The sequence below is a fragment of the Enterobacter sp. DVT3837 genome, from assembly GCF_056238685.1.
This window is the reverse complement of record NZ_JBWDLA010000001.1, coordinates 1,161,397-1,179,914: the sequence shown is the minus strand read 5'-3', so window position 1 is coordinate 1,179,914 and position 18,518 is coordinate 1,161,397. Positions and strand designations below refer to the sequence as shown.

Genomic DNA, 18,518 nt, shown 5'->3' with positions numbered 1-18,518 from the left:
GTGTGTTCGAGTCTCTCAAATTTTCGCAAGTCGATGGTGAATCGAAAGAAACATCTTCGGGTTGTGAGGTTAAGCGACTAAGCGTACACGGTGGATGCCCTGGCAGTCAGAGGCGATGAAGGACGTGCTAATCTGCGAAAAGCGCCGGCGAGGTGATATGAACCTTTGACCCGGCGATGTCCGAATGGGGAAACCCAGTGTGATTCGTCACACTATCGTTAACTGAATACATAGGTTAACGAGGCGAACCGGGGGAACTGAAACATCTAAGTACCCCGAGGAAAAGAAATCAACCGAGATTCCCCCAGTAGCGGCGAGCGAACGGGGAGCAGCCCAGAGTCTGAATCAGCTTGTGTGTTAGTGGAACGGTCTGGAAAGTCCGACGGTACAGGGTGATAGTCCCGTACACGAAAATGCACAGGTTGTGAACTCGAAGAGTAGGGCGGGACACGTGGTATCCTGTCTGAATATGGGGGGACCATCCTCCAAGGCTAAATACTCCTGACTGACCGATAGTGAACCAGTACCGTGAGGGAAAGGCGAAAAGAACCCCGGCGAGGGGAGTGAAAAAGAACCTGAAACCGTGTACGTACAAGCAGTGGGAGCACCTTCGTGGTGTGACTGCGTACCTTTTGTATAATGGGTCAGCGACTTATATTCTGTAGCAAGGTTAACCGTATAGGGGAGCCGAAGGGAAACCGAGTCTTAACTGGGCGTTAAGTTGCAGGGTATAGACCCGAAACCCGGTGATCTAGCCATGGGCAGGTTGAAGGTTGGGTAACACTAACTGGAGGACCGAACCGACTAATGTTGAAAAATTAGCGGATGACTTGTGGCTGGGGGTGAAAGGCCAATCAAACCGGGAGATAGCTGGTTCTCCCCGAAAGCTATTTAGGTAGCGCCTCGTGAACTCATCTTCGGGGGTAGAGCACTGTTTCGGCTAGGGGGCCATCCCGGCTTACCAACCCGATGCAAACTACGAATACCGAAGAATGTTATCACGGGAGACACACGGCGGGTGCTAACGTCCGTCGTGAAGAGGGAAACAACCCAGACCGCCAGCTAAGGTCCCAAAGTCATGGTTAAGTGGGAAACGATGTGGGAAGGCACAGACAGCCAGGATGTTGGCTTAGAAGCAGCCATCATTTAAAGAAAGCGTAATAGCTCACTGGTCGAGTCGGCCTGCGCGGAAGATGTAACGGGGCTAAACCATGCACCGAAGCTGCGGCAGCGACACTATGTGTTGTTGGGTAGGGGAGCGTTCTGTAAGCCGTTGAAGGTGTCCTGTGAGGGGTGCTGGAGGTATCAGAAGTGCGAATGCTGACATAAGTAACGATAATGCGGGTGAAAAGCCCGCACGCCGGAAGACCAAGGGTTCCTGTCCAACGTTAATCGGGGCAGGGTGAGTCGACCCCTAAGGCGAGGCCGAAAGGCGTAGTCGATGGGAAACAGGTTAATATTCCTGTACTTGGTGTTACTGCGAAGGGGGGACGGAGAAGGCTATGTTAGCCGGGCGACGGTTGTCCCGGTTTAAGCATGTAGGCGGAGGTTCCAGGTAAATCCGGTACCTTATTAACGCTGAGGTGTGATGACGAGGCACTACGGTGCTGAAGTAACAAATGCCCTGCTTCCAGGAAAAGCCTCTAAGCATCAGGTAACATCAAATCGTACCCCAAACCGACACAGGTGGTCAGGTAGAGAATACCAAGGCGCTTGAGAGAACTCGGGTGAAGGAACTAGGCAAAATGGTGCCGTAACTTCGGGAGAAGGCACGCTGATATGTAGGTGAAGCCCCTGCGGGTGGAGCTGAAATCAGTCGAAGATACCAGCTGGCTGCAACTGTTTATTAAAAACACAGCACTGTGCAAACACGAAAGTGGACGTATACGGTGTGACGCCTGCCCGGTGCCGGAAGGTTAATTGATGGGGTTAGCGGCAACGCGAAGCTCTTGATCGAAGCCCCGGTAAACGGCGGCCGTAACTATAACGGTCCTAAGGTAGCGAAATTCCTTGTCGGGTAAGTTCCGACCTGCACGAATGGCGTAATGATGGCCAGGCTGTCTCCACCCGAGACTCAGTGAAATTGAACTCGCTGTGAAGATGCAGTGTACCCGCGGCAAGACGGAAAGACCCCGTGAACCTTTACTATAGCTTGACACTGAACACTGGTCCTTGATGTGTAGGATAGGTGGGAGGCTTTGAAGCGTGGACGCCAGTCTGCGTGGAGCCGCCCTTGAAATACCACCCTTTAATGGCTGGTGTTCTAACGTAGACCCGTAATCCGGGTTGCGGACAGTGTCTGGTGGGTAGTTTGACTGGGGCGGTCTCCTCCCAAAGAGTAACGGAGGAGCACGAAGGTTAGCTAATCCTGGTCGGACATCAGGAGGTTAGTGCAATGGCATAAGCTAGCTTGACTGCGAGAGTGACGGCTCGAGCAGGTGCGAAAGCAGGTCATAGTGATCCGGTGGTTCTGAATGGAAGGGCCATCGCTCAACGGATAAAAGGTACTCCGGGGATAACAGGCTGATACCGCCCAAGAGTTCATATCGACGGCGGTGTTTGGCACCTCGATGTCGGCTCATCACATCCTGGGGCTGAAGTAGGTCCCAAGGGTATGGCTGTTCGCCATTTAAAGTGGTACGCGAGCTGGGTTTAGAACGTCGTGAGACAGTTCGGTCCCTATCTGCCGTGGGCGCTGGAGAATTGAGGGGGGCTGCTCCTAGTACGAGAGGACCGGAGTGGACGCATCACTGGTGTTCGGGTTGTCATGCCAATGGCATTGCCCGGTAGCTAAATGCGGAAGAGATAAGTGCTGAAAGCATCTAAGCACGAAACTTGCCCCGAGATGAGTTCTCCCTGACCCTTTAAGGGTCCTGAAGGAACGTTGAAGACTACGACGTTGATAGGTCGGGTGTGTAAGCGCAGCGATGCGTTGAGCTAACCGATACTAATGAACCGTGAGGCTTAACCTTACAACGCCGAAGCTGTTTCGGCGAAGAGAGACAGAAGATTTTCAGCTTTGATACAGATTAACAGAATTTGCCTGGCGGCTTTAGCGCGGTGGTCCCACCTGACCCCATGCCGAACTCAGAAGTGAAACGCCGTAGCGCCGATGGTAGTGTGGGGTCTCCCCATGTGAGAGTAGGGAACTGCCAGGCATCAAACAAGAAGAACCCCGTACCGTAAGGTGCGGGGTTTTTTGCTTTGGATCTTACACATTCCCTCCTTGAAACTTTCTCACCTTTCACTTGCAGACTCGACATTCAGATCATTTCTGGTTATCGTTAGCTGTCTGGATGTCTAAACGTTTATACGTATGCTGTGAGGATATAAGGTTATGCCGATTCGGGTGCAGGACGAGCTACCAGCCGTCAATTTCTTACGTGAAGAAAATGTCTTTGTCATGACGGCTTCACGCGCTACAGGTCAGGAAATTCGCCCGCTGAAGGTGCTTATTCTCAATCTGATGCCAAAAAAGATCGAAACAGAAAACCAGTTTCTTCGTCTGCTTTCGAACTCCCCGCTTCAGGTTGACATCCAGCTGCTACGAATTGATGCCCGTGAGTCGCGAAATACACCTTCTGAGCATCTGAACAATTTCTACTGTAACTTCGATGACATCCGCGATGAAAACTTCGATGGACTGATTGTAACGGGAGCACCACTGGGCCTGGTTGAATTCAATGATGTTGCCTACTGGCCGCAGATAAAACAGGTGCTGGAGTGGGCAAAAGATCACGTCACCTCCACGCTTTTTGTCTGTTGGGCGGTCCAGGCGGCACTGAATATCCTGTATGGCATTCCAAAGCAAACCCGCACTGAAAAGCTCTCTGGCGTATATGAACACCATATTCTGCATCCACACGCATTACTGACGCGCGGATTTGATGACACTTTCCTTGCCCCACACTCTCGCTATGCCGATTTCCCGGCACAACTGATCCGCGATTACACCGATCTGGAGATCCTGGCTGAAACGGAAGACGGTGATGCCTACCTGTTTGCCAGCAAAGATAAGCGTATTGCTTTTGTCACCGGGCATCCCGAGTATGACCCAAACACCCTCGCGGCTGAGTTTTTCCGTGACGTCGAAGCGGGTCTGAATCCGGATGTTCCGTACAACTATTTCCCGAAAAACGATCCGCAAAACAAACCGAGAGCAACCTGGCGCAGCCACGGGAATTTGCTGTTTACGAACTGGCTCAACTATTACGTCTACCAAATCACACCATACGATCTGCGTCACATGAATCCGACGCTGGAGTAATCTTCTGCACTAAACGATCCTAAAGCGTTTCAGCTATTCAGATCAGGCACCTTCGGGTGCCTTTTTTATTTCCGAAATGCCACTCACCACTCAATAAAACTTTAATTTCAATTAAATCAATAAATTGAATCTAAAATTAAATTAAAATGGAAATTGTTTTTGATTTTGGAAAAAATATAGATAGTCTTAATTCTGCTGAGCGAAAACTACACAACGATCTTTCGTTCGCATTGGGGATGTGAATTTGGATCTTTGATGAGGAGCAGAGTGATGACTCAACAGGCAACGACGGTCGATGAACTGGCCTTTACCCAGCCGTATGGCGAGCAAGAACAGCAAGTTTTGACGGCGGAAGCGGTAGAATTCCTGACTGAACTGGTAACGCGCTTTACGCCACAGCGTAATAAGCTGCTGGCAGCGCGCATTCATCAGCAGCAGGAAATTGACGATGGCAAGTTGCCTGGTTTTATTTCGGAAACCGCTTCCATTCGCCGTGGCGAGTGGAAAATCCGTGGCATTCCTGAAGATTTGCAGGATCGCCGGGTTGAGATCACGGGGCCGGTAGAGCGCAAAATGGTGATCAACGCCATGAACGCGAACGTTAAAGTCTTTATGGCTGATTTTGAAGATTCTCTGGCTCCGGACTGGCGTAAGGTCATTGAGGGGCAGATCAATCTGCGCGACGCCGTGAACGGCACCATCAGCTATACCAACGAAGCCGGCAAAATTTACCAGCTCAAACCGAATCCGGCGGTGCTGATATGCCGCGTACGCGGGCTGCACCTGCCTGAAAAACACGTCACCTGGCGTGGGGAAGCCATTCCGGGCAGCCTGTTTGATTTCGCGCTCTATTTCTTCCACAACCACAAAAACCTGCTGGCAAAAGGTAGCGGCCCTTACTTCTATCTGCCGAAAACCCAATCCTGGCAGGAAGCGGCCTGGTGGAGTGAGGTGTTTAGTTATGCGGAAGATCGATTCAACCTGCCGCGCGGCACCATCAAAGCCACGCTGCTGATTGAAACGCTGCCTGCCGTGTTCCAGATGAATGAAATTCTGCATGCCCTGCGCGATCACATTGTCGGCCTGAACTGCGGGCGCTGGGACTACATTTTCAGCTACATCAAGACCCTGAAGAATTATCCCGATCGCGTACTGCCGGATCGTCAGGTTGTCACCATGGATAAACCGTTCCTGAGCGCCTACTCGCGTCTGCTGATCAAAACCTGCCACAAGCGTGGTGCCTTTGCGATGGGCGGCATGGCCGCGTTTATTCCAAGCAAAGATGCGGAGCGTAATAGCCAGGTACTCAACAAGGTGAAAGCCGATAAAGAGCTTGAAGCACGCAATGGTCATGACGGGACGTGGATTGCACATCCGGGCCTGGCCGATACCGCGATGGAGGTATTCAACCGCGTGCTTGGCGACAATAAAAACCAGCTGTTTGTCACGCGTGAAGACGATGCGCCAACAGCCGAAGAGCAACTGCTGGCACCGTGTGCGGGTGAACGCACTGAAGAGGGCATGCGTGCCAATATTCGCGTCGCCGTGCAATACATCGAAGCGTGGATCTCCGGCAACGGCTGTGTGCCGATCTACGGCCTGATGGAAGATGCCGCGACGGCAGAGATCTCACGGACCTCCATCTGGCAGTGGATCCACCATCAAAAAACGCTCAGCAACGGTAAGCCGGTAACCAAATCCCTGTTCCGCCAGATGCTGGCTGAAGAGATGCGGGTGATCCAGGACGAGCTGGGCGAACACCGCTTCAGCAGCGGACGTTTTGACGACGCTGCGCGCCTGATGGAGCAAATCACCACATCAGATGACTTAATCGACTTCCTGACCCTGCCGGGCTACCGCTTCCTGGCGTAACTCACCACATAACAATATGGAGCATCTGCACATGAAAACCCGTACCCAACAAATCGAAGAATTAAAGAAAGAGTGGACACAACCTCGCTGGGAAGGCATCCGCCGTCCGTACAGCGCGGAGGAAGTGGTGAAATTACGCGGCTCGGTCAATCCGGAATGCACGCTGGCGCAAAATGGCGCGGCGAAAATGTGGAAGCTGCTGCACGGTGGTTCCAAAAAAGGTTACATCAACAGCCTTGGCGCGCTGACGGGCGGTCAGGCACTGCAGCAGGCAAAGGCGGGGATAGAAGCCATTTACCTGTCCGGCTGGCAGGTCGCGGCGGACGCTAACCTGGCCTCCAGCATGTACCCGGATCAGTCGCTCTATCCGGCTAACTCCGTACCGTCGGTCGTGGATCGGATCAACAACACCTTCCGCCGTGCGGATCAGATCCAGTGGGCGGCAGGCATTGAGCCAAACGATCCGCGCTTTATTGATTACTTCCTGCCGATAGTTGCGGATGCGGAAGCGGGTTTCGGTGGCGTGCTGAACGCCTTCGAGCTGATGAAATCGATGATTGAGGCCGGTGCAGCGGCCGTTCACTTCGAAGACCAGCTGGCGTCAGTGAAGAAATGCGGACATATGGGCGGCAAAGTGCTGGTCCCGACCCAGGAGGCGATTCAGAAACTGGTTGCGGCGCGTCTGGCTGCTGACGTGCTCGGCGTGCCGACATTGGTCATTGCCCGTACGGATGCGGATGCAGCTGACCTGATTACCTCAGATTGCGACCCGTACGACAGCGAGTTCATTACCGGTGAACGTACCAGCGAAGGGTTCTATCGTACCCATGCCGGTATTGAGCAGGCGATAAGCCGTGGTCTGGCGTACGCTCCTTATGCGGACCTGGTCTGGTGCGAAACCTCCACGCCGGATCTGGCTCTGGCAAAACGCTTTGCCGATGCCATTCATGCGAAGTACCCGGGCAAACTGCTGGCCTACAACTGCTCACCGTCCTTCAACTGGCAGAAAAAACTGGACGACAAGACAATCGCCAGCTTTCAGCAGCAGCTGTCCGACATGGGCTACAAATACCAGTTCATTACTTTGGCAGGCATCCACAGCATGTGGTTCAACATGTTCGACCTGGCGCACGCCTATGCGCAGGGTGAGGGCATGAAGCACTACGTTGAGAAGGTGCAGCAGCCGGAATTTGCCGCGGGTAAAGATGGCTACACCTTCGTGTCTCACCAGCAGGAGGTGGGAACTGGCTACTTTGATAATGTGACCACGATTATTCAGGGCGGCACCTCCTCCGTCACCGCCTTAACGGGCTCAACCGAAGAAGCACAGTTCTAATCTTTTCCCCCTCTCCCCCCTCGGGGAGAGGCTTGGGGGTGAGGGGGATATATGTCGCGTGGTCTGGAATTACTGATTGCCCAAACTATTCTGCAGGGCTTCGATGCCCAGTATGGCCGTTTTCTGGAAGTGACCTCCGGCGCGCAGCAGCGCTTCGAACATGCAGACTGGCATGCGGTTCAGCAGGCCATGAAGCAGCGTATCCATCTCTACGACCACCATGTGGGTCTGGTGGTGGAGCAGCTACGCTGTATCACCGACGGTAAAAGTCCAGACGCGGAATTTTTACTGCGCGTGAAAGAGCACTACACCCGTTTGTTACCCGATTACCCGCGCTTCGAGATTGCGGAGAGCTTCTTTAACTCCGTCTATTGTCGGTTATTTGACCACCGCTCATTATCTCCTGAGCGGTTATTTATTTTCAGCTCCCAGCCCGAGCGGCGTTTTCGTACTATTCCTCGTCCGCTGGCGAAAGATTTCTTTCCCGATCGCGGGTGGGAAAAGCTCCTGCACCGCGTGTTAACAGACTTGCCGCTGCGTTTACCCTGGGAGAATAAAACCCGGGATATCGGCTATATCCACGCGCATCTCACTGAAACCTTCGGCGAGGACGTTCTTGGGCACAGCCATTTGCAGGTCGCCAATGAACTGTTCTATCGCAATAAAGCCGCCTGGTTGGTGGGCAAACTGGTTACGCCGGCAGCCATCGTGCCGTTTCTGTTACCGATCCACCGCACCGACGACGGCGAACTGTTTGTCGATACCTGTCTGACCACCAGCGCCGAAGCCAGCATTGTGTTTGGCTTCGCCCGTTCCTACTTTATGGTCTACGCGCCGTTACCTGCCGCGCTCGTGGAATGGTTGCGCGAGATCCTGCCGGGCAAAACCACCGCCGAGCTGTATATGGCGATTGGCTGTCAGAAGCACGCCAAAACGGAAAGCTATCGGGAGTATTTGCGCTATGTCACCACGGCGGATGAACAGTTTATCGAAGCACCGGGCATTCGCGGTATGGTGATGCTGGTCTTCACCCTGCCGGGTTTTGACCGCGTCTTTAAGGTGATTAAAGATAAATTCGCGCCGCAGAAAGAGATGACGGCTGCACATGTCCGCGCCTGCTACCAGCTGGTTAAAGAGCACGACCGTGTTGGACGCATGGCCGATACCCAGGAATTCGAAAACTTTGTGCTGGATAAGCAGCAGATCGATCCAGCACTCATGGCGCTTTTAATGCAGGAAGTACCCGGCAAAATCACCGATATTGGTGACAAAATTGTGATTAGCCATCTCTACATTGAACGCCGTATGGTGCCCCTGAACATCTGGCTGGAGCAGTCCGAAGGTCAGGCGCTTCGCGATGCCATTGAAGAGTATGGCAATGCGATTCGCCAGCTTGCTGCCGCCAATATCTTCCCGGGGGATATGCTGTTTAAAAACTTCGGCGTCACCCGCCACGGACGCGTCGTGTTCTACGATTACGATGAAATTTGTTACATGACCGAGGTGAATTTCCGCGACATCCCGCAGCCCCGCTATCCGGAAGATGAACTCTCCGGTGAGCCGTGGTACAGCGTCTCGCCGGGCGATGTATTTCCTGAGGAGTTCCGCCACTGGCTGTGCGCTGACCCGCGAATTGGGCCATTATTCGCAGAGATGCACGACGATCTGTTCCACGCCAGCTACTGGCATGGATTGCAAACGCGAATTAAGAATGGGCATGTGGAAGATGTGTACGCCTATCGACGTAAGCAGCGGTTTTGCGTGCGGTTTAACGAATCCCACCATACGCCAGCGTAACCTCTTTCGCCGCCTTAATCACCAGCGCGCCCAGCTCAGTCACGCGATCATCCGTCATGCGTGAAATCGGCCCGGAGATGGAGATGGCGGCGAACGGCTCGCGGTGTTCGTCAAAGATACAGGCTGCAATGCAACGCAGGCCCAGAGCATGTTCCTCGTCATCAAACGAATAGCCGCGTTTGCGGGTCAGGGCCAGATCCTCTTTAAGATGCACCGGCGAAACCAGCGTCGCGTGGGTGTAGGCGTGCAACCCTTTACGGTGCAATAACCCCGTCACCTGCTCTTCGCTCAGTTGCGACAGAAACGCCTTCCCCGCCCCGGAGGCGTGCATAGGGAGCTTGCCGCCAATGGGTGCCGACATACGCATCAGCTGCGTACACTGCACCTGGTCGATGATGATCGCCTGATGGTCGCTCTGGTCGAGTACCGCCAGGTTTACCGTCTCGCCGGAATCTTCCATCAGCTTGCGCAGGATTGGGTGCACAATCGCCAGCAGATTACGGCTTTGCAGGAAGCTGCTGCCGACGATAAACGCATGCGCGCCTACAGCCCAGTGTCCCAGCTCACCGACCTGACGGACAAAGCCCAGCTGCTGCATGGTGGTCAGCAGTCGATGCGTTGTGGAGTTCGGCAGGCCAGCCTGCTGAGCCAGCTCCGTCAGGGCCACGCTATTGTGCGACTCGGCTATCCACTCCAGCAGCTTCAAACCGCGCGTGAGCGATTGAACCTGTCCGCCCTGTTGTGCGGCGGTGGTAGCAGCAGGTTTTCTGCCGCGTTTAGCGGGAACGGTCGCGACCATGACGATCTCCTTTTTCTGTATCGTGGAAATCATTTTCGTTTTATTTGGTGAATTTGCAACCGTTATCCTGACTGATCGGAGGAGTGATAGTGAACATGTCTCATGTTACTCCTGTGTGACTTTTCCACCCTGCGAGATTATGCCAGTATGGAATGCAGCCTTTTGGCCTTGTTGAGCGTTGTCGGGAGCAAGTGTGAGCAGCAAAGTAGAGCAACTGCGTGCGCAGTTAAAAGAACGAATTCTGGTGCTGGACGGCGGCATGGGCACCATGATCCAGGGCTATCGTCTGAGTGAAGACGATTTCCGCGGCGAGCGTTTTGCCGACTGGCCATGTGACCTGAAGGGTAATAACGACCTGCTGGTGCTCAGCAAGCCGTCGGTTATTAAAGATATCCACAACGCCTACTTTGAAGCGGGTGCGGATATCATTGAAACCAACACCTTTAACTCGACAACCATCGCCATGGCGGATTACCAGATGGAATCCCTGTCGGCGGAAATCAACTTTGAAGCTGCGAAGCTGGCGCGCGCCTGCGCCGACGAGTGGACGGCCCGCACGCCGGACAAGCCGCGCTACGTTGCCGGGGTGCTTGGCCCTACCAACCGCACCGCGTCGATTTCACCGGACGTGAACGACCCGGCGTTTCGTAATATCACCTTTGACCAGCTGGTTGCCGCCTACCGCGAATCGACCAAAGCGCTGGTGGAAGGGGGTTCCGATCTGATCCTGATTGAAACCGTATTCGATACCCTCAACGCCAAAGCCGCGATTTACGCGGTGAAAGAGGAGTTCGAGGCGCTGGGCGTTGACCTGCCGATCATGATTTCCGGCACCATTACTGACGCCTCCGGCCGTACCTTATCCGGCCAGACAACCGAAGCCTTTTATAACTCTCTGCGCCACGCTGAAGCGCTCTCCTTCGGCCTGAACTGCGCGCTGGGGCCAGATGAACTCCGCCAGTACGTACAGGAACTGTCGCGCATTGCGGAATGTTACGTCACCGCGCACCCGAACGCCGGTCTGCCGAACGCGTTTGGTGAATACGATCTCGATGCCAACACCATGGCGGCGCAAATCCGCGAGTGGGCCGAGTCTGGCTTCCTGAACATCGTCGGTGGCTGCTGCGGCACGACGCCTGAGCATATCGCGGCCATGAGCAATGCGGTGGCCGGGCTGCCGCCGCGAAAATTACCTGAGCTGCCTGTGGCCTGTCGACTCTCCGGCCTTGAGCCGTTGACCATCGGTGACGACAGCCTGTTTGTGAACGTGGGTGAGCGTACTAACGTCACCGGTTCAGCAAAGTTCAAACGTCTGATTAAAGAAGAGAAGTACAGCGAAGCGCTGGACGTCGCCCGCCAGCAGGTTGAGAGCGGTGCTCAAATTATTGATATCAACATGGATGAGGGGATGCTCGACGCCGAAGCGGCGATGGTGCGTTTCCTCAACCTGATTGCCGGTGAACCGGACATCGCCCGCGTGCCGATCATGATTGACTCCTCTAAGTGGGAAGTCATCGAGAAAGGGCTGAAATGCATTCAGGGTAAAGGCATCGTTAACTCCATCTCGATGAAAGAAGGCGTTGATATCTTTATCCATCACGCGAAGCTGGTACGCCGTTACGGCGCGGCCGTTGTGGTTATGGCCTTTGATGAAGTGGGCCAGGCAGACACCCGCGAGCGCAAAATTGAGATTTGCCGCCGTGCGTACAAAATTTTGACCGAAGAGGTAGGCTTCCCCCCGGAAGACATCATCTTTGACCCGAACATTTTCGCTGTGGCGACCGGGATTGAAGAGCACAACAACTACGCCCAGGACTTTATCGGCGCGTGTGAAGACATTAAGCGCGAGCTGCCGCATGCGCTGATCTCCGGCGGTGTATCGAACGTATCGTTCTCGTTCCGCGGTAACGATCCGGTGCGTGAAGCTATTCACGCCGTGTTCCTCTACTACGCCATCCGTAACGGGATGGATATGGGGATCGTTAACGCCGGACAGCTCGCGATTTACGACGACCTGCCGGCAGAACTGCGCGACGCGGTAGAAGACGTGATCCTGAACCGTCGTGACGATGCCACCGAGCGGATGCTGGATCTGGCGGAGAAATACCGTGGCAGTAAATCGGATGAAGCAGCCAACGTTCAGCAGGCCGAGTGGCGTTCCTGGGATGTGAAAAAGCGTCTGGAATATTCGCTGGTGAAAGGTATTACCGAGTTTATCGAACTGGATACCGAAGAAGCGCGTCTTCAGTCCGCACGTCCGATTGAAGTGATCGAAGGGCCACTGATGGACGGCATGAACGTGGTTGGCGATCTGTTCGGTGAGGGCAAAATGTTCCTGCCGCAGGTAGTGAAATCCGCCCGCGTGATGAAGCAGGCGGTGGCCTACCTTGAACCGTTTATCGAAGCCAGCAAAGAGAAAGGCTCCAGCAACGGGAAAATGGTGATCGCCACCGTGAAGGGCGATGTTCACGACATCGGCAAGAATATCGTCGGCGTGGTGCTGCAGTGTAATAACTACGAGATTATCGATCTTGGCGTGATGGTACCTGCGGACAAAATCCTCAAAACCGCACGTGAAGTGAATGCCGACCTGATTGGCCTCTCCGGGCTGATCACCCCGTCGCTTGATGAGATGGTCAACGTGGCGAAAGAGATGGAGCGTCAGGGCTTTACCATTCCGCTGCTGATTGGTGGGGCGACCACCTCAAAAGCGCACACGGCGGTGAAAATCGAGCAGAACTACAGTGGTCCAACGGTCTACGTGCAAAATGCCTCGCGAACGGTAGGCGTGGTGTCCGCGCTGCTCTCTGACACCCAGCGCGACGAGTTTGTTACGCGCACCCGCAAAGAGTACGAAACCGTCCGTATTCAGCACGGTCGCAAGAAACCGCGCACACCGCCTGTTACGTTGCAGGCGGCACGCGATAACGATCTGGCGTTTGACTGGCCGAGCTATACGCCACCTGTCGCGCATCGTCTGGGCGTGCAGGATGTGACTGCCAGCATCGAGACGCTGCGCAACTACATCGACTGGACGCCGTTCTTTATGACCTGGTCGCTGGCGGGCAAATATCCGCGCATCCTCGAAGACGAAGTAGTCGGTGAAGAAGCACAGCGCCTGTTTAAAGATGCGAACGAGATGCTCGACAAACTGAGTGTGGAGAAAACCCTCAACCCGCGTGGCGTGGTGGGGCTGTTTCCGGCGAACCGCGTGGGCGACGATGTTGAAATCTATCGCGATGAAACCCGCACTCACGTGCTGGCGGTGAGTCACCATCTGCGTCAGCAAACCGAGAAAGTGGGTTTCGCGAACTACTGCCTGGCCGATTTCGTTGCGCCGAAGCTTTCTGGTAAAGCCGATTACATCGGCGCATTTGCTGTAACCGGTGGTCTGGAAGAAGATGCCCTGGCGGATGCGTACGAAGCGCAGCACGATGATTACAACAAAATCATGGTCAAAGCGATTGCCGACCGTCTGGCGGAAGCCTTCGCCGAGTACCTGCACGAGCGCGTACGTAAGGTACTCTGGGGCTACGCGGCCAATGAGAACCTCAGCAACGAGGAACTGATCCGCGAAAACTATCAGGGGATTCGTCCGGCACCTGGCTACCCGGCCTGCCCGGAACACACCGAAAAGGGAACCATCTGGAAGCTGCTGGATGTTGAAGCGCATACAGGGATGAAACTCACCGAGTCGTTCGCCATGTGGCCAGGGGCGTCCGTTTCCGGCTGGTATTTCAGCCATCCTGACAGCAAGTACTTCGCCTTGGCGCAGCTGCAACGCGATCAAATCGAAGATTACGCCCTGCGCAAAGGTATGAGTGTCTCTGAAGTGGAGCGTTGGCTAGCGCCGAATTTAGGCTACGACGCGGACTGACGTCACTTTTCCTTACAACAAACAGGGCGCTCATTGGGCGCCCTGTCTCTTTATTACGTTTAAACCCTTATACTGAACCAAGGGAAAACGAATAACGATAAGGAGGAACATCTTCCGTGCTGATTCTGTTACATCTGCTCTCCGCAGTCGCACTTCTGGTATGGGGCACCCATATTGTCCGTACCGGCGTGATGCGCGTATTTGGTGCCCGTTTACGTACCGTTCTCAGCAGCAGCGTTGAGAAGAAACCGCTCGCCTTCTGTGCGGGTATTGGCGTGACGGCACTGGTTCAGAGCAGCAACGCCACGACGCTGCTTGTCACCTCGTTTGTGGCGCAGGATCTGGTGGCGCTGGCCCCGGCGCTGGTGATTGTACTGGGTGCTGATGTGGGTACCGCGTTGATGGCGCGTATCCTGACCTTTGATCTCTCCTGGCTGTCGCCGTTGCTGATTTTCATTGGCGTCATCTTCTTCCTTGGCCGCAAACAAACGCGGGCCGGACAGCTCGGACGCGTAGGGATTGGCCTGGGGCTTATCCTGCTGGCGCTGGAACTGATTGTGCAGGCGGTTACTCCCATTACCGAGGCTAATGGTGTTCAGGTCATCTTCGCTTCGCTGACCGGCGACATCATGCTGGACGCGCTGATCGGTGCAGTGTTTGCCATCGTCAGTTACTCGAGCCTGGCCGCAGTATTGCTGACGGCAACACTCACCGCTGCAGGGGTGATCTCCTTCCCGGTCGCGTTATGTCTGGTGATCGGGGCTAACCTTGGCTCCGGCCTGCTGGCGATGCTCAACAACAGCGCCGCCAATGCTGCCGCCCGCCGCGTAGCCCTCGGCAGCCTGCTGTTTAAGCTGGTGGGGAGCCTGATTATCCTGCCCTTTATCCATCCGCTGGCGAACCTGATGGATAACCTCCCGCTACCAAAAGCGGAGCTGGTGATCTATTTTCACGTTTTCTATAACCTGGTGCGCTGCCTGGCGATGGTACCTTTTGCTGAGCCGATGGCCCGTTTCTGTGAACGACTTATTCAGGATGAACCGGAGCTGGATGCGCGTCTGAAACCTAAGCATCTGGATACGTCTGCGCTGGACACCCCTGCACTGGCGCTGGCGAATGCTGCCCGTGAGACGCTGCGCATAGGCGATGCGATGGAAACCATGCTCGAAGGGCTGCAAAAGGTGATGCACGGCGAGCCGCGTGAAGAGAAAGAGCTGCGCAGACTGGCGGACGACATCAACGTGCTCTATACCGCCATCAAGCTCTATCTTGCGCGTATTCCGCAGGATGAACTGGCGGAGGAAGAGTCCCGCCGCTGGGCGGAAATTATCGAGATGTCGCTTAACCTGGAGCAGGCCTCGGATATCGTTGAGCGCATGGGTAGCGAGATTGCCGACAAATCCCTTGCCGCGCGTCGCGCATTTTCAGGTGAAGGCCTGAAGGAGCTGGAGGCGCTGCACGAACAGCTGGTCAGCAACCTCAAGCTGGCGATGTCGGTGTTCTTCTCCAGCGACGTGCCGAGTGCGCGCCGCCTGCGCCGCAACAAGCATCGTTTCCGTATTCTGAACCGCCGCTACTCGCACGCCCACGTTGAGCGTCTGCATCAGCAGAACGTGCAGAGTATCGAAACGAGTTCGCTGCACCTGGGGCTGCTGGGGGATATGAAACGTCTCAACTCGTTGTTCTGCGCGGTGGCGTACAGCGTGATGGAACAGCCGGATGAAGACGACGAGCGGGATGAATATTAATCTCTGAAAGCGCCTCGCAAAACCGTTTTGCGAGGCGTGACACCTTATAAAGCGCCATTTACTCTTCAGACCTTACATTTTTAAGGGAATAGAAAATGCTCGTTTATTACGCTACTCTTCGCCAATTCATGCGCATTCCGATGGGGGTTCTCATGCGCACTACTCAAGGCATTAAAAAATCAGTTAATGTGTCGTTAGCACCAGAAATTCTTGAAGAGGCGCGACGGCTTAAACTTAATCTATCCGCTGTACTCACGGCTGCGCTGCAGGAGCAGTTTCGTGCGCATCAGCGCGCCGAGTGGTTAGCAGAAAATAAAGCTTCTATTGAGGCCATTAACCAGTGGGTTGATGAAAACGGCTCTTTTAGTGACTTTCAGAGGTCGTTCTGATGAAGCAGTCCTGGTCGCCCCCGCAGTTGAGCTTAGCCACCTGGGAGGCATTCAACCGCCTGCGAAAGTGTGCCCTGTCGTTGAGATAGCGGGTAAGCCCTGCGTGGTCATGATGCACATGATGGCAGGCATATCGCCAAAAGAGTTAGGCGAGCGTGTCGCCGATCTTACGCAAAACCGGGCTTCATTGCGGGATGCACTCGATTTTTTGATCAACGGTTACTAACACTTTTTTGTCAGCCGCAAGGTAAGGTATATTTCGCCCTTCACAGGAGAAACTATGCTGCCAACTCAATCAACCCGATTAAACAAATACATTAGCGAGAGCGGGATCTGCTCACGTCGCGAGGCTGACCGTTACATTGAACAGGGTAACGTGTTCCTGAACGGCAAACGCGCCACCATTGGCGACCAGGTCGTCCCTGGCGATGTGGTTAAAGTGAATGGTCAGGTTATCGAACCCCGCGATGCCGAAGACCTGGTGTTTATCGCGTTGAATAAACCGGTTGGTATCGTCAGTACCACGGAAGATGGCGAGCGAGACAACATCGTTGATTTCGTTAATCACAGCAGCCGTGTCTTCCCGATTGGTCGACTGGATAAAGACTCCCAGGGGCTGATTTTTCTCACCAACCACGGCGATCTGGTGAACAAAATTCTGCGCGCCGGAAACGACCATGAGAAAGAGTACATCGTCACGGTGAATAAGCCTGTGACGGATGAGTTTATCCGTGGGATGGGGGCGGGCGTGCCAATTCTGGGCACCGTTACGAAGAAGTGTAAGGTGAAGAAAGAAGCACCGTTCGCGTTTCGTATTACGCTGGTCCAGGGTTTAAACCGCCAGATCCGCCGTATGTGTGAGCACTTCGGTTATGAAGTGACGAAGCTGGAACGCACGCGCATCATGAACGTCAGCCTGTCCGGTATCCCGCTGGGCGAGTGGCGCGACTTAACGGATGACGAGCTGATTGAACTGTTCAAGCTTATCGAGAACTCGTCGTCTGAAGCGAAGCCAAAAGCTAAAGCCAAACCGAAAACCCAGGCGATTAAGCGCCCGGTGGTGAAGGCGCCGCAGGCGGAAGAGAAAGGGCGAGGCAAGCCGGGCAACGGAAAGCGCTTTACCCAGCCGGGGCGTAAAAAGAAAGGGCGCTGATTAGCGCCTTCCACGGGTTGATGTAGTGGCGGACCAGGAGAAGGTCGCCTCTGCATCGGGTTTATAAGCCTGCTCTTTTTTCAGCTTGCGGGCTTTTTTCGCCGCGGCCTCACGCTGCGCCATCAGCTTATCGATGTACTCTTTTTTCACCTGATTGGTTTCGGCGTTCGTCAGCGTGCGGCCATGTGCGATACGGGCGCGGTCGAGAAGCGTTTTCAGTTCGCGCTGCTCAGCTTCCGTCATGTCTTTCTGGGTCAAACGTGGTGTAGCCATTGCTGAAGCCTCCTGATGGGGAGGCTTCAGTGTAAAGCAAGCCGCGTAAATTAACCCTGCTTCACTGCATCTTTTTTCGTTTGCTCATCAATCGGTTTGCCGGACCAGTAGCCCGCCAGTAGCGAGCCGGAGAGGTTATGCCAGACGGAGAACAGCGCGCCAGGTAGGGCCGCCAGTGGTGAGAAGTAAATCTTACCGAGTGCTGCCGCCAGACCGGAGTTCTGCATTCCCACCTCGATTGCCAGCGTGCGGCAGGTGGACTCGTCAAAGCCAAACAGCTTCCCGCCCCAGTAACCACCGAGTAATCCAATGGTGTTATGCAGCACTACCGCGACGATCACCACAAAGCCTACAGAAGCAATGTGTGAGGCGGAACCCGCGACCACGGCGCTGATGATCGCCAGAATGCAGACCATCGAGAACGCCGGCAGATACGGTTCAACCGTTTTCACCACGCGCGGGAAAAGATGGTGAATGACCAGCCCTAGCGCAATCGGGATCACCACGATTTGCAGGATGCTGAGCAGCATGCCCATGACGTCCACCTGAATATGTGCGTCCACATATAAGCGCGTTAACAGTGGGGTAGCAATCACGCCAACCAGCGTGGAAACGGAAGAGATAGTGACGGAGAGTGCCACATCGCCTTTCGCAAGGTAGATCATCACGTTGGATGCTGTACCGCTGGCCACGCTGCCCACCAGCACCATCCCGGCGGAGAGATCGGGCGGCATCTTAAAGGCCATCGCCAGAAGCCACGCGGCGAGCGGCATCACCAGGTAGTGCAGGAATATGCCTGCAGCGACGGGGGCCGGGCGCGACAGCACGCGTTTAAAATCGTCGATTTTCAGATGCACGCCCATACCGAGCATGATCAGCATCAGCAGGGTGGTGACCCATGGACCAATACCGGTGAACGAGGTGGGCGTGTAATACGCGACTACGGAGAGCAGCAGCGCCCATAACGGGAACAGCCGTGTGATGGCGGATAACATAGGTATTTCCTT

General features: G+C 54.7%; 12 protein-coding genes and 2 rRNA genes. 11 read left to right on the top strand and 3 right to left on the bottom strand.

The window, feature by feature from the left end; translation table 11 throughout:
* The first annotated feature begins 67 nt into the window (after window positions 1-67).
* The 6 genes from AC0XWG_RS05740 (at window position 68) to aceK (ending at window position 9,272) form a co-directional block, all read left to right on the top strand.
* Window positions 68-2,972 (top strand): 23S ribosomal RNA (locus AC0XWG_RS05740).
* A gap of 70 nt (window positions 2,973-3,042) precedes the next feature.
* Window positions 3,043-3,158, top strand: a 5S ribosomal RNA gene (gene rrf, locus AC0XWG_RS05735).
* A 179-nt stretch (window positions 3,159-3,337) separates the two neighbouring features.
* Window positions 3,338-4,267, top strand: coding sequence for a homoserine O-acetyltransferase MetA (metA, locus tag AC0XWG_RS05730; protein ID WP_028017990.1), 930 nt, complete (start codon window positions 3,338-3,340; stop codon window positions 4,265-4,267).
* Between the two features lie 270 nt (window positions 4,268-4,537).
* Window positions 4,538-6,139: a malate synthase A gene (gene aceB, locus AC0XWG_RS05725; protein ID WP_129325466.1), complete on the top strand. Its 1,602-nt coding sequence runs from the start codon at window positions 4,538-4,540 to the stop codon at window positions 6,137-6,139.
* A 31-nt stretch (window positions 6,140-6,170) separates the two neighbouring features.
* Window positions 6,171-7,475, top strand: a complete 1,305-nt coding sequence (aceA, locus tag AC0XWG_RS05720) for an isocitrate lyase (RefSeq protein WP_028017988.1) — start codon at window positions 6,171-6,173, stop codon at window positions 7,473-7,475.
* Window positions 7,476-7,526: 51 nt separating this feature from the next.
* Window positions 7,527-9,272: a bifunctional isocitrate dehydrogenase kinase/phosphatase gene (aceK, locus tag AC0XWG_RS05715; protein WP_475680446.1), complete on the top strand. Its 1,746-nt coding sequence runs from the start codon at window positions 7,527-7,529 to the stop codon at window positions 9,270-9,272.
* Here the strand turns inward: aceK and iclR are convergent.
* Window positions 9,244-10,071 carry a glyoxylate bypass operon transcriptional repressor IclR gene (iclR, locus tag AC0XWG_RS05710; RefSeq protein ID WP_075204663.1) on the bottom strand — a complete coding sequence of 276 codons (828 nt, stop codon included), beginning with the start codon at window positions 10,069-10,071 and terminating at the stop codon, window positions 9,244-9,246. The genes aceK and iclR overlap by 29 nt on opposite strands.
* Window positions 10,072-10,264: 193 nt before the next feature.
* On the opposite strand from iclR, the gene metH reads away from it, so the two are divergent.
* From metH to rluF, 5 genes are all read left to right on the top strand, one after another.
* Window positions 10,265-13,948, top strand: a complete 3,684-nt coding sequence (gene metH, locus AC0XWG_RS05705) for a methionine synthase (RefSeq protein ID WP_475680445.1) — start codon at window positions 10,265-10,267, stop codon at window positions 13,946-13,948.
* A 116-nt stretch (window positions 13,949-14,064) separates the two neighbouring features.
* On the top strand, window positions 14,065-15,696 hold the full coding sequence (locus AC0XWG_RS05700; protein ID WP_049007762.1) for a Na/Pi cotransporter family protein: 1,632 nt from the start codon (window positions 14,065-14,067) through the stop codon (window positions 15,694-15,696).
* Window positions 15,697-15,791: 95 nt separating this feature from the next.
* The gene (locus tag AC0XWG_RS05695) at window positions 15,792-16,085 is read left to right on the top strand and encodes a type II toxin-antitoxin system CcdA family antitoxin (protein ID WP_049007761.1); all 294 of its coding nucleotides are present in this window, start codon (window positions 15,792-15,794) and stop codon (window positions 16,083-16,085) included.
* Complete coding sequence (locus AC0XWG_RS05690; protein ID WP_240739595.1) at window positions 16,063-16,311, top strand: CcdB family protein; 249 nt, start codon at window positions 16,063-16,065, stop codon at window positions 16,309-16,311. Before AC0XWG_RS05695 ends, AC0XWG_RS05690 begins: the two co-directional genes overlap by 23 nt.
* A gap of 54 nt (window positions 16,312-16,365) precedes the next feature.
* A complete protein-coding gene (gene rluF / locus AC0XWG_RS05685) occupies window positions 16,366-17,238 on the top strand; it encodes a 23S rRNA pseudouridine(2604) synthase RluF (protein ID WP_475680444.1) in 873 nt (290 codons plus the stop codon).
* On the opposite strand, the gene AC0XWG_RS05680 is transcribed toward rluF, so the two are convergent.
* Together AC0XWG_RS05680 and panS are read right to left on the bottom strand one after the other, a co-directional pair.
* Window positions 17,239-17,511, bottom strand: coding sequence for a YjbD family protein (locus AC0XWG_RS05680; protein ID WP_032662654.1), 273 nt, complete (start codon window positions 17,509-17,511; stop codon window positions 17,239-17,241).
* A gap of 50 nt (window positions 17,512-17,561) precedes the next feature.
* Window positions 17,562-18,506 carry a ketopantoate/pantoate/pantothenate transporter PanS gene (gene panS, locus AC0XWG_RS05675; protein WP_407220085.1) on the bottom strand — a complete coding sequence of 315 codons (945 nt, stop codon included), beginning with the start codon at window positions 18,504-18,506 and terminating at the stop codon, window positions 17,562-17,564.
* Between the last annotated feature and the right edge of the window lie 12 nt (window positions 18,507-18,518).